The organism is Massilia sp. CMS3.1, from assembly GCF_051262535.1.
Taxonomy (GTDB): Bacteria; Pseudomonadota; Gammaproteobacteria; order Burkholderiales; family Burkholderiaceae_D; genus Telluria.
The window spans coordinates 198,934-221,219 of the sequence record NZ_JBIMES010000006.1; the positions used below are offsets into that span (position 1 = coordinate 198,934).

Annotated in this window: 22 protein-coding genes; 13 read left to right on the top strand and 9 right to left on the bottom strand. The window is 64.5% G+C overall.

All coding sequences use genetic code 11. The annotated features are described in order from the left end of the window. Window positions 1–10: 10 nt before the first annotated feature. Entirely contained in the window at window positions 11–1,132 is a 1,122-nt protein-coding gene (locus ACHAC9_RS12080; protein WP_435760235.1) for a beta-ketoacyl-ACP synthase III, read from the top strand. A 79-nt stretch (window positions 1,133–1,211) separates the two neighbouring features. Here ACHAC9_RS12080 and ACHAC9_RS12085 read toward each other — a convergent pair whose 3' ends face one another. From ACHAC9_RS12085 to ACHAC9_RS12120, 8 genes are all read right to left on the bottom strand, one after another. After that, window positions 1,212–3,242: an FAD-dependent oxidoreductase gene (locus ACHAC9_RS12085; RefSeq protein ID WP_435760236.1), complete on the bottom strand. Its 2,031-nt coding sequence runs from the start codon at window positions 3,240–3,242 to the stop codon at window positions 1,212–1,214. 50 nt (window positions 3,243–3,292) lie between these two features. Then, on the bottom strand, window positions 3,293–3,748 hold the full coding sequence (locus ACHAC9_RS12090) for a hypothetical protein (RefSeq protein ID WP_435760237.1): 456 nt from the start codon (window positions 3,746–3,748) through the stop codon (window positions 3,293–3,295). Window positions 3,749–3,783: 35 nt separating this feature from the next. Beyond that, window positions 3,784–4,239 (bottom strand): DUF2721 domain-containing protein, encoded by a 456-nt coding sequence (locus tag ACHAC9_RS12095; RefSeq protein ID WP_435760238.1) that lies wholly within the window; start codon window positions 4,237–4,239, stop codon window positions 3,784–3,786. Between the two features lie 79 nt (window positions 4,240–4,318). Beyond that, entirely contained in the window at window positions 4,319–5,275 is a 957-nt protein-coding gene (gene pip, locus ACHAC9_RS12100; RefSeq protein WP_435760239.1) for a prolyl aminopeptidase, read from the bottom strand. A 51-nt stretch (window positions 5,276–5,326) separates the two neighbouring features. Then, complete coding sequence (locus ACHAC9_RS12105) at window positions 5,327–6,649, bottom strand: amino acid deaminase (protein ID WP_435760240.1); 1,323 nt, start codon at window positions 6,647–6,649, stop codon at window positions 5,327–5,329. Window positions 6,650–6,659: 10 nt separating this feature from the next. Continuing rightward, window positions 6,660–7,064 carry a DUF2750 domain-containing protein gene (locus tag ACHAC9_RS12110; protein WP_435760241.1) on the bottom strand — a complete coding sequence of 135 codons (405 nt, stop codon included), beginning with the start codon at window positions 7,062–7,064 and terminating at the stop codon, window positions 6,660–6,662. A gap of 139 nt (window positions 7,065–7,203) precedes the next feature. Beyond that, window positions 7,204–7,944, bottom strand: a complete 741-nt coding sequence (gene phbB / locus ACHAC9_RS12115; protein WP_435760242.1) for an acetoacetyl-CoA reductase — start codon at window positions 7,942–7,944, stop codon at window positions 7,204–7,206. 77 nt (window positions 7,945–8,021) lie between these two features. Further along, window positions 8,022–9,200: an acetyl-CoA C-acetyltransferase gene (locus ACHAC9_RS12120; RefSeq protein WP_435760244.1), complete on the bottom strand. Its 1,179-nt coding sequence runs from the start codon at window positions 9,198–9,200 to the stop codon at window positions 8,022–8,024. 369 nt (window positions 9,201–9,569) lie between these two features. Between ACHAC9_RS12120 and minC the strand changes: the two genes are divergently transcribed. From minC to ACHAC9_RS12180, 12 genes are all read left to right on the top strand, one after another. Further along, window positions 9,570–10,358, top strand: coding sequence for a septum site-determining protein MinC (minC, locus tag ACHAC9_RS12125; protein ID WP_435760245.1), 789 nt, complete (start codon window positions 9,570–9,572; stop codon window positions 10,356–10,358). Between the two features lie 36 nt (window positions 10,359–10,394). After that, window positions 10,395–11,210, top strand: a complete 816-nt coding sequence (minD, locus tag ACHAC9_RS12130) for a septum site-determining protein MinD (protein ID WP_435760246.1) — start codon at window positions 10,395–10,397, stop codon at window positions 11,208–11,210. A gap of 1 nt (window position 11,211) precedes the next feature. Then, window positions 11,212–11,463, top strand: a complete 252-nt coding sequence (minE, locus tag ACHAC9_RS12135) for a cell division topological specificity factor MinE (protein ID WP_193687891.1) — start codon at window positions 11,212–11,214, stop codon at window positions 11,461–11,463. A gap of 411 nt (window positions 11,464–11,874) precedes the next feature. Beyond that, the gene (locus ACHAC9_RS12140; protein ID WP_435760247.1) at window positions 11,875–12,567 is read left to right on the top strand and encodes a response regulator transcription factor; all 693 of its coding nucleotides are present in this window, start codon (window positions 11,875–11,877) and stop codon (window positions 12,565–12,567) included. Window positions 12,568–12,696: 129 nt separating this feature from the next. Continuing rightward, on the top strand, window positions 12,697–13,980 hold the full coding sequence (gene hemA, locus ACHAC9_RS12145; RefSeq protein WP_435760248.1) for a glutamyl-tRNA reductase: 1,284 nt from the start codon (window positions 12,697–12,699) through the stop codon (window positions 13,978–13,980). A gap of 90 nt (window positions 13,981–14,070) precedes the next feature. Next, window positions 14,071–15,147 carry a peptide chain release factor 1 gene (gene prfA / locus ACHAC9_RS12150; RefSeq protein WP_435760249.1) on the top strand — a complete coding sequence of 359 codons (1,077 nt, stop codon included), beginning with the start codon at window positions 14,071–14,073 and terminating at the stop codon, window positions 15,145–15,147. Between the two features lie 103 nt (window positions 15,148–15,250). Further along, entirely contained in the window at window positions 15,251–15,727 is a 477-nt protein-coding gene (locus tag ACHAC9_RS12155; RefSeq protein WP_435760250.1) for a disulfide bond formation protein B, read from the top strand. Further along, complete coding sequence (gene prmC, locus ACHAC9_RS12160; protein WP_435760251.1) at window positions 15,724–16,548, top strand: peptide chain release factor N(5)-glutamine methyltransferase; 825 nt, start codon at window positions 15,724–15,726, stop codon at window positions 16,546–16,548. The genes ACHAC9_RS12155 and prmC overlap by 4 nt, the downstream gene beginning before the upstream one ends. A gap of 85 nt (window positions 16,549–16,633) precedes the next feature. Next, window positions 16,634–18,493, top strand: a complete 1,860-nt coding sequence (locus ACHAC9_RS12165) for a DUF885 domain-containing protein (protein ID WP_435760252.1) — start codon at window positions 16,634–16,636, stop codon at window positions 18,491–18,493. Window positions 18,494–18,624: 131 nt separating this feature from the next. After that, the gene (gshA, locus tag ACHAC9_RS12170; protein WP_435760253.1) at window positions 18,625–20,223 is read left to right on the top strand and encodes a glutamate--cysteine ligase; all 1,599 of its coding nucleotides are present in this window, start codon (window positions 18,625–18,627) and stop codon (window positions 20,221–20,223) included. 15 nt (window positions 20,224–20,238) lie between these two features. Continuing rightward, window positions 20,239–21,291: a histone deacetylase family protein gene (locus ACHAC9_RS12175; protein ID WP_435760254.1), complete on the top strand. Its 1,053-nt coding sequence runs from the start codon at window positions 20,239–20,241 to the stop codon at window positions 21,289–21,291. 15 nt (window positions 21,292–21,306) lie between these two features. Beyond that, window positions 21,307–21,759: a GNAT family N-acetyltransferase gene (locus ACHAC9_RS12180; protein ID WP_435760255.1), complete on the top strand. Its 453-nt coding sequence runs from the start codon at window positions 21,307–21,309 to the stop codon at window positions 21,757–21,759. 23 nt (window positions 21,760–21,782) lie between these two features. Here ACHAC9_RS12180 and ACHAC9_RS12185 read toward each other — a convergent pair whose 3' ends face one another. Then, window positions 21,783–22,220 (bottom strand): FKBP-type peptidyl-prolyl cis-trans isomerase, encoded by a 438-nt coding sequence (locus ACHAC9_RS12185; protein WP_435760256.1) that lies wholly within the window; start codon window positions 22,218–22,220, stop codon window positions 21,783–21,785. Window positions 22,221–22,286 lie beyond the last annotated feature (66 nt).

The following is a 22,286-nucleotide window of genomic DNA, read 5'->3' on the forward strand; positions in this document are numbered from 1 at the left end:
AAGTCTCATCATGAAACCTGTCGTCATCAGCGGCACCGGCCTGTTTACGCCCCCGTATTCCATCTCGAACGACGAGCTGGTGACGGCGTTTAATGCGTACGTCGAACTGCACAACGCCGAACACGCCGACGCGATCGCCGCCGGCGAGGTGACCCCACTGGAAGCCTCGAGCAGCGGCTTCATCGAAAAAGCGTCCGGCATCAAGTCGCGCTATGTAATGGAAAAGGAGGGCATCCTCGACCCGAGCCACATGACCTCGCGCATCCCTGAACGCGGCGACGACGAACTGTCGCTGCAGGCGCAGATGTGCGTCGCCGCCGCGCGCGACGCGCTGGCCCGTGCCGGCCGCGTCCCTGCCGACATCGACATGGTGCTGGTCGCCGCCTCGAACATGCAGCGCGCCTACCCGGCGATGGCGGTCGAAGTGCAGGACGCGCTCGGCATCGAAGGCTACGGCTTTGACATGAATGTGGCCTGTTCGTCCGCCACCTTCGGCATCCAGACCGCGATGGCGGCGGTGCAAACCGGCCAGGCGCGCGCCGTGCTGGTCCTGAATCCGGAAATCACCAGCGGTCATTTGAATTTCCGCGACCGCGACAGCCATTTCATTTTCGGCGACGCCTGCACCGCGCTGATCATCGAAGCGGCCGATACGGCCGTGGGCGAACACCAGTTCGAGATCCTCGAATCGAAGCTGAAGACGAAATTCTCGAACAACATCCGCAACAACTTCGGCTTCATGAACCGCTTCGACGAAGCGGGCGCCGGCAAGGCCGACAAATTGTTCCGCCAGCAGGGCCGCAAGGTGTTCAAGGAAGTGTGCCCGATGGCCGCCGAGATGATCCGCGAGACGGTGGAAGCGGCTGGCCTGCAGATCCCGCAGGTGTCGCGCTACTGGCTGCACCAGGCGAACCTGAACATGAATTTGCTGATCGCCCGCACCCTGCTCGGGCGCGATGCCGAGCCGAACGAAGCGCCGGTGATTCTCGATAGCTACGCGAATACCTCGTCGGCGGGGTCGATCATTGCGTTTCACATCCATCAGGACGATTTGCCGGTCGGTGCGAACGGCGTGATCTGCTCGTTCGGGGCGGGGTATTCGATCGGCTGCGTGGTGGTGCGCAAGAAGTAAAGTCCGTATTATTCAAGCGTTGTAGCGCGTGGAGTCAGGACTCCACGCGCTACGGCATTCGATCCGAGCCAAACGCCACCTATAAACGCGCTGCCAATTCCGCGCCTTCCCGAATCGCCCGCTTCGCATCGAGCTCCGCCGCCAGCACCGCCCCACCAATCTTGTGGAACGACGTCGTCGACGACACTTCCCCCGCCGTCAGCTCGTCCAGGCTCTCCTGCCCCGCGCAGATGACGACATTGTCCACTTCCAGCAGCCGCTGCTCGCCCCCGACCGTGATATGCAAGCCTGCATCATCGATGCGGTCGTACTGCACCCCCGCCAGCATCTGCACGCCGCCGCGCGTCAAGGCCGCACGGTGCACCCAGCCCGAGGTTTTACCGAGCCCGGCCCCCGGCCGCGTGCTCTTCCTTTGCAGCAGGTACAACTGGCGGTACGGATGCGCCGGCACGGGTTTGACCAGGCCGCCCTCCACGGTGGCATCGAGGTCGACGCCCCACGCCCCGGTCCAGGTTGAAATCGGCTGCGGCAAGGGGTGCATCGGGTCGTGCAGCAGGAATTCGCCGGTATCGAAACCGATGCCGCCGGCGCCGATGATCGCCACGCGTTTGCCGACCGGCGCCTTGTCGCGCAAGACCTGCAAATACGACAGCACCTTCGGATGTTCGATACCGGGAATGGCCGGCATGCGCATGCGCACTCCGGTGGCGACGATGACGTCGTCAAAACCGGCAGCCAATAATTCATCGCGCGTCACGCGGCGGTTCAGTTGCACGTTGACGCCCGTCGTTTCCAGCTTGCGCGTGAAATAGCGCACCGTCTCGGTAAATTCTTCCTTGCCCGGGATCTGCATGGCGACATTGAACTGGCCGCCGACCCCGTTCGATGCTTCGAACAGCGTCACCGCGTGGCCCCGCTCGGCGGCAACGGTTGCCGCCGACAGCCCGGCCGGTCCGGCGCCGACCACGGCGATTTTGCGCGGCTTGTGCGTCTTTGTGTAGACCAGCTCGGTCTCGTGGCAGGCGCGCGGGTTGACCAGGCAGCTGGCGCGTTTGTTCGCGAAGGTGTGATCCAGACAGGCCTGGTTGCAGCCGATACAGGTGTTGATCTCGTCGACCCTGCCGCCCGCCGCTTTCGCCACAAAGGCGGCATCGGCCAGGAAGGGACGCGCCATCGACACCATGTCGGCGTCGCCGCGCGCCAGCACGTCTTCCGCTTCGCGCGGCATGTTGATGCGGTTCGAGGCGACCACGGGAATAGTCACTTCGCGGCGCAGACGCCCGGCGACGCTGGCAAAGGCCGCGCGCGGCACCGAGGTGACAATCGTCGGCACCCGCGCTTCGTGCCAGCCATAGCCCGTGTTCAGGATGGTGACGCCGGCTCCCTCCAAGGCTTTCGCCACCGTGATGACTTCTTCCCAGGTGTTGCCGCCTTCGACCAGGTCCAGCACCGAATGGCGATACATCAGGATGAAGCTGGGCCCGACGGCTTGCCGGATTCGGCGCACCACCTCGATCGCCAGGCGCATCCGGTTCTCGATCGGGCCGCCCCAGCGGTCGGTACGGCGATTCACGCGCGCGCACAGGAACTGGTTCAGCAGATAACCCTCGCTGCCCATCACCTCGACGCCGTCGTAGCCGGCCAGTTTCGCCAGTTTTGCGCAGCGCACGTAGGCGCGGATGGTCGATTCGATCCCGCGCTCGGTCAGTTCGCGCGGCTTGAATCTTGAAATGGGCGATTTCACGGCGGAGGCCGAAACGACGAAGGGTTGATAGCCGTAGCGGCCCGCGTGCAGGATTTGCATCAGGATCTTGCCGCCCTCTTCATGCACCGCGCGCGTGACGCGGCGGTGATTGACGACGTCGCCGATAAAATTCAGGGTGCCGCCCAGCGGCAGCAGCCAGCCTTGCCGGTTCGGGGAAATGCCGCCGGTGACGATCAGCCCAACGCCGCCGGCCGCACGCTCGCGGTAGAAAGCGGCCAGTTTGCCGTAATGATAAAAGCGGTCTTCAAGCCCGGTGTGCATCGAGCCCATGATCACGCGGTTCTTCAGCGTCGTGAAACCCAGGTCGAGCGGGGCGAGGAGATGGGGATAGGCGGTGTTTGTCATCCCGGCATTAAACCGGGAATTCGTGGAGTCAGGGTTCTAAACGTGGGCCATCACACCAGATGACTCTCCGGCGCGCGCAACTCCGCAAACTGCTCGATGCTGCCGATGTTTACCGTCACCGGATTCAGGCTGGCATTCGACGACAGCGAGCGCCAGGCGAATTTCCATTCCTGTTCCTGCGCCTGGGCGCCGCTCTTGGTGAACGCCGCGCCCAGCGGCGAGCGGCTGCCGTATTCGACGGCGCCGTCGATGCCGGCCCAGTTCGGCAGCGCGCGCTGCACCGCGCGGTGCAGGCGTTCGCCGAATTCCTCGCTGTTGTGGATGACGAGGCAGCAGTCGGCCGGTCCCAGCACCCCGAACAGGGCTTTGTTCCAGGCCTGCGAGAACGACAGGGTCAGGAAACCGCCGGCGGGCAGCAGGCGGAACTGGCCAGCTTTCAATGCCTGCTCGAGCTCGTCGCGCATGCCATAGCGGTGCAGGGTGGGTGGGCGCTGGTAGTCGTGCATGTGATACTCGATTCGATATAAAAAAAGGTGCGGAATTATGTGCGGCGCTCGCCCGTCGCCAGGCTGACGTCGTGGCGCATGCGCATGAAGCGCGACGAGATGAAGATCTCGCGCAGGAAAAAGACGAAGCTGAAGATCAGGCCGAACATCGCCAGCACGAAGGAGGCGGCGATGTACTGGTCGAGCTTGATGTTCGCGCTGTCGCCCAGGAACAGCATCGCAATCACGAGGCAGACCAGGAAACCGCAGGCGGTGCTCGAGGTGATCGCGTAGTTGATCAGGTGCGAACGGGTGTACAGCGTTTCCAGTTCTTCGGTGTATTCGTCGTTCGGGCCGATGCGCAGGCGGTCTTCCAGCACGCGGGTGCGGTCGATAATGCGCGCCAGCCGGTTGGTCAGCACCGTCAGCTTGGTCGCCACGCCCGTCAGCAGGAAGACGGGGGCGATCGCCAGCTGGATCATGTGGCCGATGTCGCTAATCTGGATATTCATGGAAACACATTGGTTGGCGTTGGCTATCTGTCAGGCGTAGTGTAGCAGCCGCGTACGGGCTCATTGACGCCAGTCTGGCTCAATCGAAGCGTCCATGGCGCTTGAACCCTTCGGTTGCCGCGACCAGCGCACGGGCGATGCCCAGCTCCAGCGCGCCGTGGCCGGCGTCCGGGATCATGCGCATGGTGGAACCCGGCCAGGCGGCGTGCAGGCGGTGCGCCGACAGCGGCGGGCAGATCACGTCGTAGCGGCCCTGCACGATCACGGCCGGCAGGTGAGCGATACGGCCAATGTCGCGCACCAGCTGGTCTTCTTCAAGAAAAGCGCCGTTGGCCATGTAGTGCGCCTCCAGCCTTCCGACACCCAGGTCGAGCGTGTCGGACGCCTGCTCTTCTTCCTGCGGCAGCAGGAACACCCTCCTGCCTTCGAAACGGCTCCAGGCGCGCGCCGCCGGCCAGTACAGGGCCGGATCGTCGCACAGCAGGCGCCGCGCATACGCTCCCAGCAAGTCGGCCCGTTCGTCGAGCGGGATCGGCGCGATGAACTCTTCGTACAGCTCCGGATAAAACCATTGCACGCCATGCAGGAACCACTCGACTTCGGCTTTGGTACAGAGAAAAATGCCGCGCAAGACAAACCCGAGGCAGCGCTCGGGGTGCAGCTGGCCATAGGCCAGCGCCAGGGTCGAGCCCCAGGAGCCGCCGAACACCAGCCAGCGCGCAATGCCGAACATGATGCGCAGGCGTTCGATGTCCTCGATCAGCAATTGCGTCGTGTTGCTGCGCCACTCGCCCAGCGGGGTCGATTTGCCGGCGCCGCGCTGGTCGAACAGGATCACGCGGTAGGCGTGCGGATCGAAAAAGCGCCGGTGCTGGGGAGACAGGCCCGCGCCCGGACCGCCGTGCAGGAACAGCACCGGGATGCCGTTCGGGTTGCCCACCTCTTCCCAATACAGGGTGTGCAGGTCGTCGAGCGCCAGCTTGCCGTGGCGGGTCGGTTGGATCGGCGGAAACAGCGACGGCGGGGTGGCGGGCATGGCGGCTCTCTCGAAGGTCGAGCACCGATTGTAGCCTACGGTCGTGTCCTTTCAGAAGAAGGTATTGTAGGCGCCGCGCACGTGGTAATCGTCGTCCACGCCCAGCAGCAGCGGCCACTTGTCGAAGGTGGTGCATGGGTGGGAGATACCGCAGCCGACCAGGTCGCCGACCGCCAGTTCGCTGCACAAGGGATGGCCTTCGGGCAGGTGCAGGTAGGCGTGCTGGTCGTTCAGCTTGACAATGCTGCACGCTGGCGGCAGCGCGTGCGGCGTGCCGGGACCGGGACCGGGACGGTGGTACAGCAGCGGAATCGGCAGGTCGGCGTCGTACGAGGCGTCGCGCTTGCCCATGGTGAGAATTGCCAGCGTCGGTTCCGGGCGCGACTGCACCATCGACCATACCTCCAATGCCGGGCGCAAGCCATCGTGCTGCCCTTCGCGCGCGTTCAGTTCGCCGATCATGCGCTCATAGGTGCCGTGGTCGCTCGTCAGGTAGCAGCCGCTGCGCAGCACTGCGCGCACGGGCCGCGACAGGCCGGACACGGCGCCGACAGCGCGCGCAACGAGATCGAAGTAGGAAGAACCGCCAGCCGACAACAGGATTTCGGCGCCAATGAACAAACCTTCTTCGTCGGCAGTGCGTACCAGTCCGGCCAGTTGCGCGAGGAAGGCATCGACCGCCGCCAGGTCGGCATGGCGGTCCTCGGTGACCAACAAGCCTTCATAGCCCTCGAAGCCGGCCAGTTGCAAGCCCGGCGCGCCGGCGATGGCACGCGCCACGGTAATGGCCGCCTCAGGCGTGCGGCAACCGGCGCGTTTTCCCGCCAGTCCCAGTTCGACCAGCACCGGCAGCGGGTGCGCCAAGGGCTGCAGCGCCACCGCCTCGGCCAGGCGCGCGACCCCGGCCAGCGAATCGGCCAGCACGATGCACTCGAAACCCGGGTCGCCGTGCAGCAGCGCCAGGACCGCCCGGATGTCGCTCGGCGCTACCAGCTGGTTCGCCAGCAGCACGCGGCGCACGCCAAAACGGTGCGCCACCTGGATTTGCGTGGCGTTTGCCAGCGTGATGCCCCAGGCGCCGTTGGCCAGCTGGGCGCCGAACAGTTGCGGGCTCATCGTCGTCTTGCCGTGCGGCGCCAGCGTGACCTGGTAACGCTCGCAAAAGCGCCGCATCCAGTCGAGGTTGTGGCGCAGGGCGGCCGTTTTCAGGACCGCCACCGGGAAGCTGGTATCGGCATGTAAAACATTCCACCCCTGCACCCCGATCGCGCCCTGGCGCAGCGGCTGCGTGATCGGCAAGCCTTTGACGCCGGGGTGCAGCAGCTGTTCGTCAAGCGCGGCCAGGACCAGGCCGTCGTAAGGGAGGGTATGCATGCGATGGTCCTTATTCGGCAGGGTGGTCCGGGGAGCCTGCGTGCTGGCGCAGGCGCGCCAGCAAGTCCTTGCGCAGTTCGGTGTGCGAAGGCGTCAGTCCGTATTCGTCGGGCGTATAGGTGATGCCCGGCAGGATGCCGTCGGCCTCGAGCTGGGGCAGCAATTCATCGAACAATTCCTGCAAGCCGAACTCCTGCGGTTCATAGCCTTCCCATTCGAGTACGGCGCATTGCCGCGCCAGGTCACGCGTTGGCCACAAGGGAAACACGAGGGCGCCCTCGTCGGTCTTGCCGATGGCCCAACCATCGTTGACCAGGCCCCATACCTGGCCGGTATCGGCCACACGGCGGATGAAGTGGTCGTAGCGCAGCGCCTTCGGCAAGGCGAGCACGTCTGCTTGGGAATCGGTCGTCATGGAAGTAGTGAACGTGAAAGTGGCTTCTTCAGACAGGATACAAAAAAAGCGGCGGACGGGCTGCGCGGGTGCGTGTGCGGAAATCCAGGCAATAAAAAAGCACTGCCGCGGCAGTGCTTTCGGGTTATTACGGTGTCGATTACGACATGTGCTGGCCGCCGTTGATCGCAATGTTGGCGCCGGTCACAAACGCCGCTTCGTCCGACGACAAATAGGCGACCAGGCCGGCGACTTCGTCCGGTTTACCGAGGCGGCCCATCGGGATTTGCGGAATGATCTTGCTTTCCAACACCTCACTCGGGATCTCCATCACCATCTTGGTGCCGATATAGCCTGGCGAGATGGTGTTCACGGTCACGCCCTTGCGCGCCACTTCCAGCGCCAGCGCCTTGGTGAAGCCGTGCATGCCGGCTTTCGCGGCCGAATAGTTGGTCTGGCCGAAAGCGCCCTTCTGGCCGTTGACCGACGAGATGTTGATGATGCGGCCCCAGCCACGTTCGACCATGCCGTCGCAGACCGGTTTCGTCATGTTGAACACGGAATCGAGGTTGGTCTTGATGACCGCGTCCCAATTGACCTTGTCCATCTTTTTGAACGTCATGTCGCGCGTGATGCCGGCGTTATTCACCAGCACGTCGACCGGACCGACTTCCTGCTGGACCTGGGCCACGCAGGCCTGGGCCGAATCGTAGTCGGACACATCGCAGGGAAAGGCCTTGAAATGAAAGCCCTGGTCGCGCATCGAGGCCAGCCAGCTTTCGGCCTTGGTGCTGCCCGGCGAGTGGGTCGTGACGACCGTGTATCCGAGTGCGGCCAGCTTGATGCAGACCGCTTCGCCCAGACCGCCCATACCGCCCGTTACCAATGCTACTCGTGCCATTTGTCTTCTCCAGTATTTTTATGTTCGTCAGTTAAGGGAGCCGCGATCACGCCGCCCCCTCACGTACTACCAGCTTGTCAGTCGCGTTCGACTGCCAGCGCCACGCCCATCCCGCCGCCGATGCACAGGCTGGCCAGGCCACGCTTGGCATCGCGCCGGATCATTTCGTGCAGCAGGGTCACCAGCACGCGTGCGCCGGAGGCGCCGATCGGGTGGCCAAGCGCGATGGCGCCGCCGTTGACGTTGATCTTCGACGTATCCCAGCCCATTTCCTTGTTGACCGCCACCGCCTGCGCGGCAAAGGCTTCGTTAATTTCCATCAGGTCGACCTGGTCATGGGTCCAGCCGGCCTTTTGCAGGCACAGGCGCGAGGCCGACACCGGGCCCATGCCCATGATGGTCGGGTCCAGTCCCGAGGACGAATAGGCCTTGATGCGCGCCAGCGGGGTCAGGCCCAATTCGCGCGCCTTCGAGGCGCTCATCATGATCACGGCGGCGGCGCCGTCGTTCAGGCCCGACGCGTTGCCGGCGGTAACAGACCCTTCCTTGTTGAAGGCCGGACGCAGGCTGGTGAGTGCCTCGATGGTGCTGCCCGCTTTCGGATACTCGTCGGTATCGAACACGACGACACCTTTTTTCGACGGGATCTCGATCGGGAGGATCTCGTCCTTGAATTTACCCGCAGCCTGGGCCGCCTCGGCCTTCAGCTGCGAGTTCAGCGCGAACTCGTCCTGCTCGGCGCGCGAGATGTCGTACTTGCGCGCGACGTTCTCGGCCGTGACGCCCATGTGGTACTGGTTGTAGACGTCCCACAGGCCGTCGACGATCATGGTGTCGACCAGTTTTGCGTCGCCCATGCGGAAACCGTCGCGCGAGCCGTTGAGCACGTGCGGCGAGGCGCTCATGTTTTCCTGGCCGCCGGCAATGACGATGCTGGCGTCGCCGCAGCGGATTGCCTGGGCCGCCAGGTGGGTGGCTTTCAGGCCGCTGCCGCAGACTTTATTGATGGTGTAGGCCGGCACCATGTCGGGCAAGCCACCCTTGATCGCGGCCTGGCGCGCCGGGTTCTGGCCGGCGCCGGCGGTGAGCACCTGGCCCAGGATGACTTCGCTGACGGTGGCCGGATCGATGCCGGTTTTCGCCAGCAGCTGGCGGATGACCTGCGCGCCGAGCTCGGCGGCTGGGATCTTGGCGAGCGACCCGCCGAATTTGCCGACCGCGGTACGGCCGGCGGCTACGATGACGACGTCTTCCATTCTTGTCTCCAATATCTGGGCTTAGCCAGGTTGAAGGCGACAGCACGATGCGCTGCGCTGCGCCCTGTGGCGATGATGTTGCTGCACACCCGGGCTGCTGTGCACGGCTGCCGATTCGGCCTGGCGGAAACCTCGGATGGTAGTTTTCACACCAGCGTTTACGTTTGAGCAAAGTCAATCTTATCAGCTTATCCACGGAAAACAACCAGTAAAGCCGATAGGGCGACAATGGGTTTTTGGACGGTGTTTTCCAGCAAAATACGGAACGCGCTCGCACCCCCAGTTGCCCTATGGAATGATAGGGGAATTGCTGCCCTTTTCAGCAAATTTCACAGTAGAATGCACGGGCTAATCCAACCTGAACCGTTTATGTCGAAAAGCCCGTCCAGCCTGCCCATCGAAATCAAGATCTCCACGGTCGTCGCCATCTCGGCGATCCTGCACTCGAGCGACCCGATTGCGATCGATGCGGCCCTCAAGCAGATGACCGGCGGCGTCTCGGACTTTTTCGACGATGAATTCGCAGTGATCGACGTCGGCGTCATCGCCGCCGAGGCCCCGTATATCGACTGGCGCGCGCTGGTCGACCTGCTCAAGCAATATCGCCTGAATGCGGTCGCGGTGCGCGGCGCCACGCCAGCGATGCTTGATGCCATCAAGGCGCGCGGCCTGGCGCTCGACGACGGCGCCGGCGCCGGCCGGGCACGCGAGGATGTGGCGGCAGCGACGGCCGCCACTGCGGCGGTGACGATCGTTCCTGTGCAAGCTCCGGCTCCCCCGCCTGCACCGCAAGCGCACACCGTAGCGCTGCCGGCGATGATCGTCGATACCCCGGTGCGCGCCGGGCAGCGGGTGTATGCGCGTGGCTGCGACCTGATCATCACGGCAGCGGTCAACAATGGCGCCGAGATCATTGCCGACGGCAGCATCCACGTATACGCGCCGATGCACGGGCGTGCGCTGGCGGGGGCTTCCGGGAATGCCGATTCGCGCATCTTCGGCCTGTCGCTGCAACCGGAATTGGTGTCGATCGCCGGCGTGTACCGCACCTTCGACGAGGGGTTCCCGGCCGAGCTCGCACGCCAGCCGGCACAAATTCGCCTGGTCGGCGACCGGATCGATATATCATCGCTGACTCCGGTTTCGAACCGCGTGTAAGCCAGGCACTGACCAGTTACTGTAAAGGACACTTTTGTGGCAAGAATTATTGTTGTGACGTCCGGCAAGGGCGGCGTGGGCAAAACCACCTCGAGCGCGAGCTTTTCCACCGGCCTGGCCCTGCGCGGCCACAAGACCGCCGTGCTGGACTTCGACGTCGGCCTGCGTAACCTCGACCTGATCATGGGTTGCGAACGGCGGGTGGTGTATGACCTCGTCAACGTTGTCAATGGCGAGGCGACGCTGAACCAGGCGCTGATCAAGGACAAGCACTGCGAAAACCTGTTCATCCTGCCGGCCTCGCAGACGCGCGACAAGGACGCCCTGTCGGAAGACGGCATCGAGCGCGTGCTCAACGAGCTCGTCAAGATGGACTTCGAGTTCATCATCTGCGATTCGCCGGCCGGCATCGAGCACGGCGCCCTGATGGCATTGACCTTCGCCGACGAAGCGCTGATCGTGACCAACCCGGAAGTGTCGTCGGTGCGTGACTCCGACCGCATCCTCGGCATCATCCAGGCCAAGTCGCGCCGTGCCCAGACCGGCGGTGAGCCGGTCAAGGAACATTTGCTGATCACCCGTTATTCGCCGAAGCGCGTCGAAAACGATGAAATGCTGTCCTATCAGGACGTGCAGGAAATCCTGCGCATTCCGCTGATCGGCATCATTCCGGAATCGGAATCGGTGCTGCACGCGTCGAACCAAGGTAATCCGGCGATCCACTTCAAGGGCACCGACGTGGCCGAGGCATATGAGGATGTCGTGGCCCGCTTCCTGGGCGAGGAGCGTCCACTGCGCTTCACCACCTACGAAAAGCCGGGCCTGCTGCAGCGCATTTTCGGGACAAAGTGATATGGCCCTGCTCTCATTCCTGTTCCCCGAAAAGAAGAAGAGCGCGACCGCAGCCAAGGAACGGCTGCAGATCATCATCGCTCGCGAGCGCACCAACCGCACGGGCCCGGATTTCCTGCCGGCGCTGCACCGCGAACTGATCGAAGTGATTTCGAAGTACACCAAGGTCAACGCGGATGACATCAAGATCTCGCTCGATCGCCAGGGCAACCTGGAAGTGCTCGACGTTAACGTGGTGCTGCCGGACGCCTGATGCTCCCGCATCACCGCTTTATCAAGTAATAGGCGTCCGGCCAACACCGGGCGCCTTTTTCGTTTCCCATGCGAAATAACTCGCAGTCGCATGTGGCGCCAGTCCTACATCAGCTATCTCTTCTGTCCTACCCACAGCTGGCAAGCCATGAAACACTGTTGTTTTTTGGCCATTGATGTTGCTTTTACGCGTCGAGGGTTCAAGCTAGGTGATCCCTGTAAAAAATGTCGGATTTGAGCACTTATAGAGGGAAAAATGATGAGAAAGGGAAGCCAGCCAGGCGCTGACCCACCCTCTTTCGATAAAAAATGGAAGTTAACAATTAGCATTATTTTGTCAAAGTCTGATATAGTCAGTTTAACGTTGTAGGAGTCATCCTACAGTATGAATTTGACCCATAATGCGCCCGCCATGAGAATAGCCGTCCTTGATAATGACCGTAGTCAGGCAGACCTGGTTTGCCAGGTATTGAGTGCCGCTGGCCACAGTTGCCAGTTTTTTGACAGCGGCAAGGAGATGCTGGCGCAGATGCGCAAGGACAGCACCGATCTCCTGATCATGGACTGGCCCGCCGGCGCCCCTGACGCGGCCGACACCCTGCGCCGCGCCAAGGAAAAGATGGCGCCCGACGCACCGGCGATGTTCCTCGTCAGCGGCAGCGCCGAGGACGACATCGTGGCCGGCATGGCCGCCGGCGCCGACGACTACCTGGTCAAACCGCTGCGCCGCGGCGAGCTGGTGGCACGCGTGTCCGCCCTGCTGCGCCGCGCCTATCCGGCCCAGACCGGCACCGAGCAGCTGCAATTCGGTTCCTACGTCTTCGAGACCCGTCCGGGCCGCCTGCTGAAGGACGGCAGCGTCATCGACGTCACCCAGAAAGAGTTTTATCTGGCCCTGCTGTTCTTCCGCAACATCGGCCGTCCCCTGTCGCGCGCCTACATCCACGAAGCGGTGTGGGTCCGCGAAACGGCCGTGCCTTCGCGCACGATGGATACCCACGTTTCGCGCGTGCGCAACAAACTCAGCCTGCGGCCTGAAAACGGTTTTCGTCTGGTGCCGGTGTACAGCTACGGCTACCGTCTGGAAAAGCTCGGCGCGGCGTAAAGTCGGGATCGACGCGGCGCAACCGTAGAGCAAGCCGTTTGCGCCTTCTTCATGGTCCTCGATTGCCCCATAAACCCTGCGCGCATGAGGGTATAATGCTTTTCACCGTTTCCCTTCTTTCACCCCCGCATGCAATTGCTCGCCGTTGGCCTGAACCACACGACCGCACCGGTCTCGCTGCGCGAGCAGCTGGCGCTCGGGCCTGAGCAACTGGGGCGCGCGGTGCACTCGGCGCGCGAATGGTTCGGCCGCATTGGCGGCATCGACGCCCGCGGCGGCGACGAGGCAGCCATCCTCTCCACCTGCAACCGCACCGAGCTGTACGCCGCAAGCGGCGTGCCGAATCCCCTCGACGCCTCGGCCCAGTTCCTGGCCCATTATCACGCCCTGAATTTCGCCGAACTGCGTCCGCACCTGTACATGCTGCCGCACGACGACGCCGTGCGCCATGCCTTCCGCGTCGCTTCCGGGCTCGACTCGATGGTGCTGGGCGAACCGCAAATCCTCGGCCAGATGAAGGACGCGGTGCGCACCGCCGACCAGGCCGGCGGCCTGGGCACCTATCTGCACCAGCTGTTCCAGCGCAGCTTCGCGGTGGCCAAGGAAGTGCGCACCACGACCGAAATCGGCGCCCACAGCGTGTCGATGGCCGCCGCTTGCGTGCGCCTGTCGCAGCGCATTTTCGACAGCATCGCCGATCAGCACGTGCTGTTCATCGGCGCCGGCGAAATGATCGAACTGTGCGCCGCCCATTTTGCCGCGCACAACCCGAAATCGATCACGATCGCGAACCGCACCATGGAACGCGGCGAGTCGCTCGCCACGCGCCTGGACGCGCGCGCGATCCGCCTGGCCGATTTACCGGACTGCCTGGCGCAATTCGACATCGTCGTCTCCTGCACCGCCTCTACATTACCGCTGCTCGGCCTGGGGCTGGTGGAACGCGCGATCAAAGCGCGGCGGCACCGTCCCGTCTTCATGGTCGACCTCGCCGTGCCGCGCGATATCGAGCCGGAAGTGGCGAGATTGGACGACGTCTTCCTGTACACGGTCGACGACCTGGCGCAGGTGGTACAAACCGGCATGGAAAGCCGCCAGGCCGCGGTGGCCCAGGCCGAAGCGATCATCGAGACCCGCGTCGCCTCCTTCATGCACTGGATCGGCGACCGCGCCGTGGTGCCCGTGATCCAGCAACTCCACGAGTCGAGCGAGGCGCTGCGCCTGGCCGAACTCGAACGCGCCCGCAAACTCCTGGCGCGCGGCGAAGATCCCGACGCCGTGCTGGAAGCGCTCTCCAAAGGGCTGACGGCCAAATTCCTGCACGGTCCGCAGCAGGCGCTGCACCGCGCCGAGGGCGACGAGCGCGCACGTCTGGCGAGCCTGCTGCCGCAGCTGTTCCGCGGCCGCCGTTAGCGTTTATTTTTCCGCAGTCGCGCCTCCCGAGGTGCATCCTGGCGCTGCCGCGCCATTCCCGTTATCCCCCCTGCTCTTCCCGAAACTACTATGAAACCATCGATGCTGGCCAAGCTGGACCAACTCGCGAACCGCCTGGTCGAACTCGACGAATTGCTGACCCATGAAGGCGCCACCGCCAACATGGACAATTATCGAAAGATGACGCGCGAGCATGCCGAGATCGGCCCGCTGGTGGCGTTGTACCACCAGTACCAGGACGCGAACGGCGACATCGGCGCGGCCCAGGAAATGCTGGGCGATCCAGAGATGAAAGAGTTCGCGCAGGAGGAAATCGAAGCGGCCAAGGCGCGCCTGGCCGCGCTCGAGCTCGACCTGCAGAAAATGCTGCTGCCAAAGGATGAAAACGACGAGCGCAACATTTTCCTCGAGATCCGCGCCGGCACCGGCGGCGACGAGTCGGCCCTGTTCGCCGGAGATTTGCTGCGCATGTACACCCGCTTTGCCGAACGTAATCGGTGGCAGGTCGAGATGGTGTCGGAGTCGAACTCGGACCTGGGCGGCTACCGCGAAGTCATCGTGCGCGTGATCGGCAATGGCGTGTATTCGAAACTCAAATTCGAATCGGGCGGGCACCGCGTGCAGCGCGTGCCGGCCACCGAAACGCAGGGGCGCATCCACACCTCGGCGTGCACGGTGGCCGTGATGCCGGAAGCGGACGAGGTCGAGGACGTGAACATCAACCCGGCCGACCTGCGCATCGACACCTACCGCGCATCCGGCGCCGGTGGGCAGCACATCAACAAAACCGATTCGGCGGTGCGCCTGACCCACCTGCCAACCGGAATCGTGGTCGAATGCCAGGATGACCGCAGCCAGCACAAGAACAAGGCGCAAGCGCTGAAGGTGCTGGCCGCGCGCATCAAGGACGTGCAGCTGCGCGCGCAGCAATCGCAAGAGGCGGCGACCCGGAAAAGCCTGATCGGTTCGGGCGACCGCAGCGAACGCATCCGCACCTATAATTTCCCGCAGGGCAGATTGACCGACCACCGCATCAACCTGACGCTGTATAAACTCGATTTCATCATGGACGGCGACCTGCTCGACCTGACCAACGCCCTCGCCGCCGAGCACCAGGCGGAATTGCTGGCCGCCCTGGGCGATTAAGGCCGGATTAAACCACCATTGTTTTGCGAATGTGAAAATGCGGCAGCGACGCTTGCGTATGCGAGAATCGCGCCACTCTCCTGACCACGAAAGCTATTGCGCGATGCCACGTTCCCGTTCCGTCCTCCTGATTATTTCCCTCATCAGCTTCGCGCTGGTCGCCATCGCCGTCTACCTGCAGCACGCGCACGACATGCTGCCTTGTCCGCTGTGCGTGATCCAGCGTTACCTGTTCCTCGCCATCGGCATTGCCGCCCTGCTTGGTGCGCTGCGCGGCAAGATCCGCAGCGGTGCCGGCGTCGCGCTGCTGGCGGCGCTCGGCGGCCTGGGCGTGGTCGGCAAGCATTTGTATGTGCTGGCGAATCCGGGTTTTTCGTGTGGCATCGATCCGATGGAAACCATGCTGAATAAAATCCCGACCGCCACCCTGCTGCCGTGGCTGTTCCAGGCCGACGGTCTGTGCGAGAACGCCACCGACGGCATACTCGGCCTGTCGATCCCGCAGTGGTCGGCCGTCTGGTTCGTGCTGCTGGCGCTGGCCCTGGTCTGGGTACTCGTCGCAGGGCGCCGCGCGCGATGAAGATTGCTCCTGGTGCCACGGTGGGTGCGCTGCAGGCCGGCCTGCCGCTCGACCCGCTGGAAAACCGCATCCTGCTGTGCCATGCGCTGGGCCTCACCCGGGTTGGCTTGATTACCAATGCCGAGCGCGCGCTGAACGCGGAGGAAGCCGCCTGTCTGGCCGCGCTGGTTGGGCGCCGCCAGGGTGGCGAGCCGATCGCCTATATCGTCGGGCAGCGCGAATTCTTCGGGCTGCCGTTCCAGGTCAGCCCGGCCGTGCTGATTCCACGTCCGGATACGGAACTGATCGTCGAATTGACGCTGGAGCGCCTGGCGCCGCGTGCGCGCGTGCTCGACATGGGCAGCGGCAGCGGCGCGATCGCGGTTGCAGTGGCGCACACGCGGCCGGACACAGCCGTGACTGCACTCGACCTCAGCGAGGACGCGCTGGCCGTGGCGCGCGCGAACGCCGCCGCGAATGGCGCCACCGTCCGCTTCCTGCGCAGCGACTGGTTCACCGCGCTGGGCAATGAAGCGTTCGACCTGATCGCTTCGAATCCGCCGTATATCGCGTCAAGCGACGAACACCTGGTGCAAGGCGATCTGCGCTTCGAACCGAGCGCGGCGCTGACCGATTTCGCCGACGGCTTGTCGGCGCTGCGCACGATTATCAAAGGCGCCCCTGCGCATTTGATTGCGGGCGGCTGGCTGCTGCTCGAGCATGGCTATGACCAGGCCGAGGCGGTGCGGGGCTTATTCACGGACGCTGGCTATGCCGAGGTCGAGAGCTGGCGCGATGTAAATGGGATCGAGCGCGTCAGCGGCGGCCGTCGGCGCAAATAGATCCCGGGCGACACCCAGCATCGTCAGGGTGCGCGGTCTTCCTGCCAGCGTTGTTACAATGCCCACATCCCACTTTCACTCCCCGATGCGCCGCCTACTCGCTCTCCTCCTGTTCACCGCCCTGTTCCACGGCGCCGCGCGCAGCGCGCCGGGGCCGGCTGCTGCGCTGTTCGAGCGCGACTGGCAATGGCGCCTCGAGCAGCATCCGGAATACGCGACCTCGCTCGGCGAGCGCCACTATAACGAGCGCCTGTCCGACCTCGCACCAGGCGCCGCGCGTGCCAGGCGCGACCAGGCCCGCGCCATGCTCGAAGAAGCGCGCGCCATCGACCGCACAGGCTTGAGTCCGCAGGAACGCCTCTCGCTCGACCTGTTCGTGTTCGACAAGGAGCGCCAGCTCGCCACGCGCGCCTTCACCATCGTCGACCCGCAGCCGCTGACCACCTGGGACGGCCTGCACGTACGCCTGCCGCGCCTGGTCGCCCAGACGCCGTTCGGCAGCGAAGACGACTACCGCAATTACATCGCGCGCTTAAAGGCCTTGCCAGGCCACGTCGACGGCCTGATCGAGGCGCTGCGCGAAGGCATGCGTAGCGGCTGGATGGCCCCGAAGGCCAGCGTGCGCGGCGTGCCGGAGCTGCTGCGTGCGCTGCGCGAACGCCTGACCGAGGGACCGCTCGCGGCTCCCTTGCGCCGCATTCCCGCCACCATCGACGTCACGGTGCGCGAGGAACTGCTGGCGGCCGGCACGGCGGCCCTGAACGACAGCGCCGCCCCCGCCCTGCGGCGCCTGGAAGAGTTTGTTCGTAGCGAGTACCTGCCGGCGGCACGCGACACCCTGGGCGCGTCCAGCCTGCCCGGCGGCCCCGGTTATTACGCCTTCCTGGCGAGGAATGCCACCGGCAGCGAGCTGACCCCGCTTGAGCTGCACGCGCTCGGCATAAAGGAAGTGGCGCGCATCCGCGCCGCGATGCTGCAGACGATTCGCCATACCGGATTTCGCGGCAGTTTGCCGCAGTTCCTCGCATTCGCGCGCAGCGACAAGCGCCTGTTCGCGCGCGATCCGGAAGCGCTGCTGACGCGCTACCGGCGCGTGATCGAGCGCGCGCAGGCAGGCCTGCCGGCCCTGTTCGGCACGATTCCGGCGGAGGAAATCGGCGTCAAACGCCTCGGCCAGGCCGGCGCCGGAGGCCAGGTAGCGGCGTATTACGAAGCGGGCACGCTGGATCGCAGTGCGGCGCTGGTGGTCAATACCGAGCGCCTCGGGAGCCAGCCGCTGTGGGAAGTCGAGACGCTGGCGCTGCACGAAGCCGTACCGGGCCACCACTTGCAAGTGGCGCGCGCGCGCTCCCTGCGCGAGCTGCCGGCATTTCGCCGCAACGGCTGGGACGACGCCTTCGGCGAAGGCTGGGCCACCTATGCCGAGAGCCTGGGACCGGAACTGGGCTTGTTTCGCGATCCGTTTTCCCGCTTCGGCTACCTGAACGACGACATGTTCCGCGCCGCGCGCCTGGTGGTCGACACCGGCATCCACGCGCTCGGCTGGTCGCGCCAGCAGGCGCTCGACTACCTGAACACGCACACCGCGAACGCGCCGCAGGATAACGAAGTCGAGGTCGACCGCTACATCGCCCAGCCGGCACAGGCGCTGAGCTACAAGGCGGGCCAGTTGCGTATCAAAGCCTTGCGCGAGAAGGCGCAAGCCGCGCTGGGCCTGCGTTTTGATGCGCGCCGTTTTCACGATGCGCTGCTGGGCAATGGCGTGCTGCCGCTGCCGCTGCTCGAGCGCGAGATGAACAAATGGCTGTCGGTCCAGGTAAATGGGCCGGAGACGCCGGCGACGCCGCCCGGCAAGCGTCCGGGCGAGGCGCCGGCGGCCGGCATCACGCCAGTGCCGGAGCACGCCGGCACGGTGCCTGGCCCCGCCTCCCCCGCCTCCGATTGACGCCGCCGCCAGGCAGCATTGGGCGCGACCAGTCTGCCTGGCAGTAAATGGACCGGCCACCGACGCGCTGTCCGATTTTCGGTTACTCTCTGCACCAATCACGCTCAAGCAGTATAAGAAAGGAAACACCCGTGTCGAACCAATTGACCCGCCGCCTGGCCCTGCTGGACGACGATGCCCACCGTGGCCTGCTCGGACAGGGCCTGCGCGGCATTGAACGCGAAACCCTGCGCGTCGACCCACAAGGCCAGCTCGCGCGCACGCCTCATCCGGTCCAGCTCGGCGCGGCGCTGACTCACCCGCAAATCACGACCGACTACGCCGAGGCGCTGCTCGAATTCATCACCCCGGCCGAGCACGACATCGGCCTGGCGCTGCACCGGCTCGACGCGGTGCACCGCTACGCCTATGCCAAACTGGGCGACGAAATGCTGTGGAGTTCGTCGATGCCGGGCGAATTGCCGCCTGAGGAAGACATCGAGATCGGCTGGTACGGCAGCTCGAACATCGGCATGCTCAAGCACGTGTACCGCCGCGGTTTGGCCCTGCGCTACGGCAAGGCGATGCAGTGTATCGCCGGCATCCACTACAATTATTCATTGCCGGAACAGCTGTGGGCGCTGATCCTTGCGGGTGACGGCATTCCCGAAGAACGGCGCAAGGCGCTGCGCGACTTCCAGTCCGAAAGCTATATTGCCACCATCCGCAACTTCCGCCGCTATGCCTGGCTGCTGATGTACCTGTTCGGCGCCTCGCCGGCGCTCACCAGGAGCTTCCTGCGCGGCCGCGAGCATGCGCTCGACACGCTGTCCGACGACACCTTGTTCCTGCCGTATGCGACCAGCCTGCGCATGAGCGACCTGGGCTACCAGAACGATGCCCAGTCCGGCCTGCGTCCGCACGAAAACAGCCTGGAAAGCTATGTCACGAGCCTGATGGATGCGGTGAACCGCCCGTATGCGCCGTATGCGGAAGTGGGCACGAAAAGCGATGGCGAGTGGATCCAGCTGTCGACCAATGTGCTGCAGATCGAGAACGAATACTATTCGACGATCCGCCCGAAGCGTGTGATCCGCAGCGGCGAGCGGCCGGTACAGGCGCTGTGCAACCGCGGGGTGCAATACATCGAGGTGCGCTGCCTGGACGTCGATCCGTTCGAGCCGATCGGTATCAGCGTCGAGACCGGCCGCTTCCTCGACGCCTTTTTACTGTTCTGCGCGCTCGACGAGAGCCCGATGATCAGCGCCGCCGAGGGGGAAATCCACGCCCGTAATTTTGCGCACACGGTGAAGGAAGGGCGCCGCCCCGGCTTGACCCTGAGCCGCGACGGCGAGGAAGTGCTGCTGTCGGCGTGGGCCGATGAACTGATCGAACGCATCCGTCCACTGGCGCGCCTGCTCGACGAAGAGCACAACGAGGGCGGCGTGCACGAAGCCTCGCTGGCGCAGCAAAAGGCGAAGGTCGCCGACCCGAATAAAACGCCGTCGGCACGGGTGCTGGCCGAAGTGAAGGCGCTCGGTTCGGCCGCCGCCTTTGGACTGCGCCAGAGCGAGCTGCATGCGGCCTATTTCCGCGACAGCCCCCTGATGCCGGCCGAGGAAGCGGTGTTCGCCGAGATGGCAGCCGCTTCGCTGGCCGAGCAGGCGCTCGTCGAGCAGCAGGATAGCGTCAGCTTCGACGACTTCGTGGCGGCCTATAACAGCAGTACACTGTGCGGGAATAACCAATAAAACCCCGGGATTGCCTTGCTCACTTTTTATAACGAACACCATGCCCAGCACCGCGCGAAGTCGACGCGGCCCGCTGGCGAGGGGTCCTTGGAAAAGCCCGAGCGGGTCGAACTGGTGTTAACAGAGCTGCAGCGGCGCGGGCTGGGCGAGATCGTCACCCCGCACCGCGCGCCGCTTGTTTCGCTGGAACGCATCCACACTCCGCGTTACCTGCATTTCCTGCGCAGCGCCTGGAGCGAGTGGACGACGCTCGATCCGGCCAATAGTGAAAAAGATGCGCAGGCATCGAACTGGCCGGTGCGCGGTCTGCGCAGCGATATCGAGCCGGACAGTGTTACCGGTTGCCTCGGCCTGTATTCGATGGACGCGACATCCCTCACTGCCGGCACCTGGAACGCAGCGAAAACCGGCGCCGACTGCGCCATCAATGCGGCGCACGCGTTGCGCCTGGGCCAGCGCGGCAGTTTTGCGCTGACCCGCCCCCCGGGCCACCATGCGGGCGCCGACTTTTTTGGCGGCGGCTGCTTCCTGAACAATGCGGCGCTGGCCGCCCAGCACCTGCTCGACGATGGCGTGAAACGCGTGGCCATCCTCGACATCGACTACCACCACGGCAGCGGCACCCAGGGCATTTTCTATGGCCGCAGCGACGTGCTGACGGTCTCGATCCATGGCGACCCGCGCCTTGAGTTTCCGTATTATCTTGGCCATGCCGACGAAACGGGAAGCGGCGAAGGGAGCGGCTACAACATGAATCTGCCACTGCCGCGCGGCACCGGCGCGGCGCAATGGCTGGCGGCGCTGGAGACGGCCTGCCTGAAATTGGGCATGTTCGCGCCCGAGGCGCTGGTGGTCGCGCTCGGTGTGGGCGCATGCGGCGACGATCCGGACGCGGCCGCGAACGCGGGATGGTCCCTGCACGGCGCCGATTACCTGCGCATCGGCGAGCGCATCGCCTGGCTCGGCCTGCCGACCGCCTTCGTGTTCGAAGGCGGCCAGGCGCACGCCGACATCGGCATCCATACGGTCAACGTGCTCGAAGGCTTCGAGACAGCGGCCACCCTTTAATTTACGGATTTACACATGATCGAATGGCAATGGTGCAGCTTCGCCGAACTCTCCGGCGCGCAGCTGTATGAAGTACTGGCCCAGCGCCAGGGGGTGTTCATCCTGGAGCAGACTTGCCTGTACCCGGACATCGATGGCTACGACCTCGACGCCCACCACCTGCTCGGCTGGCGCGACATCGGCGGACGGCGCGTGCTGGTGGCCTACCTGCGCTGCCTGGCGCCGGGCGCGAAATACGGCGAGATGTCGCTGGGACGCATTCTGACGACGATGGATGCGCGCGGCTCGGGCGCCGGACGCGAACTGGTCGCGCACGGCATCCAGTATGCCGAGCAGCTGCACCCGGGCCACCGTATCCGCATCGGCGCCCAGCAGCGGCTGGAAAAGTTTTATCAGGACTTCGGTTTCGAGACCGTTTCGCCTCCCTACGACGAAGACGGCATCATGCACATCGATATGCTGCGCTGACCCATCCGTTACGGAATAAGGTCTTATTCGACGCCGGTCAGCTCGACCTCGAACAGCAGGCCCGCGTTCGGCGGGATCGGACCGCGTCCCGCACTGCCATAGGCGAGCGTCGACGGAATCGACAGGCTGCGCTTGCCGCCGACCTGCATGCCGATCAAACCCTGGTCCCAGCCGGCGATGACGGCGCCTGTGCCCAGCGTGAAGCTGAACCTGCTGCTCTCGAACTGGGGACCTTTATGGTCGGCCGTACTGGCGCTGTAATACCAGCCGGTGTAATTGACCGTGATCTTCTTGCCGCTGGCGGCGAGCGCGCCGCTGCCGACCACGTTGTCGGTCACCACCAGGGTAGCCGGGTTGCTGACGGCAATCGCTGGCGCACTGCTGGCGCCGCCGCCACCGCAGGCGCTCAAGGTCAACAGGATGGCGCAGCAGGCGGCAAGCCGGGAAAGGTTAAGGGACATCGGCAACTCGCGGAAAGGTGTGTTTAACAGAAGAAACTGCACCTTACCCGAGCCCGCTACCCCGCA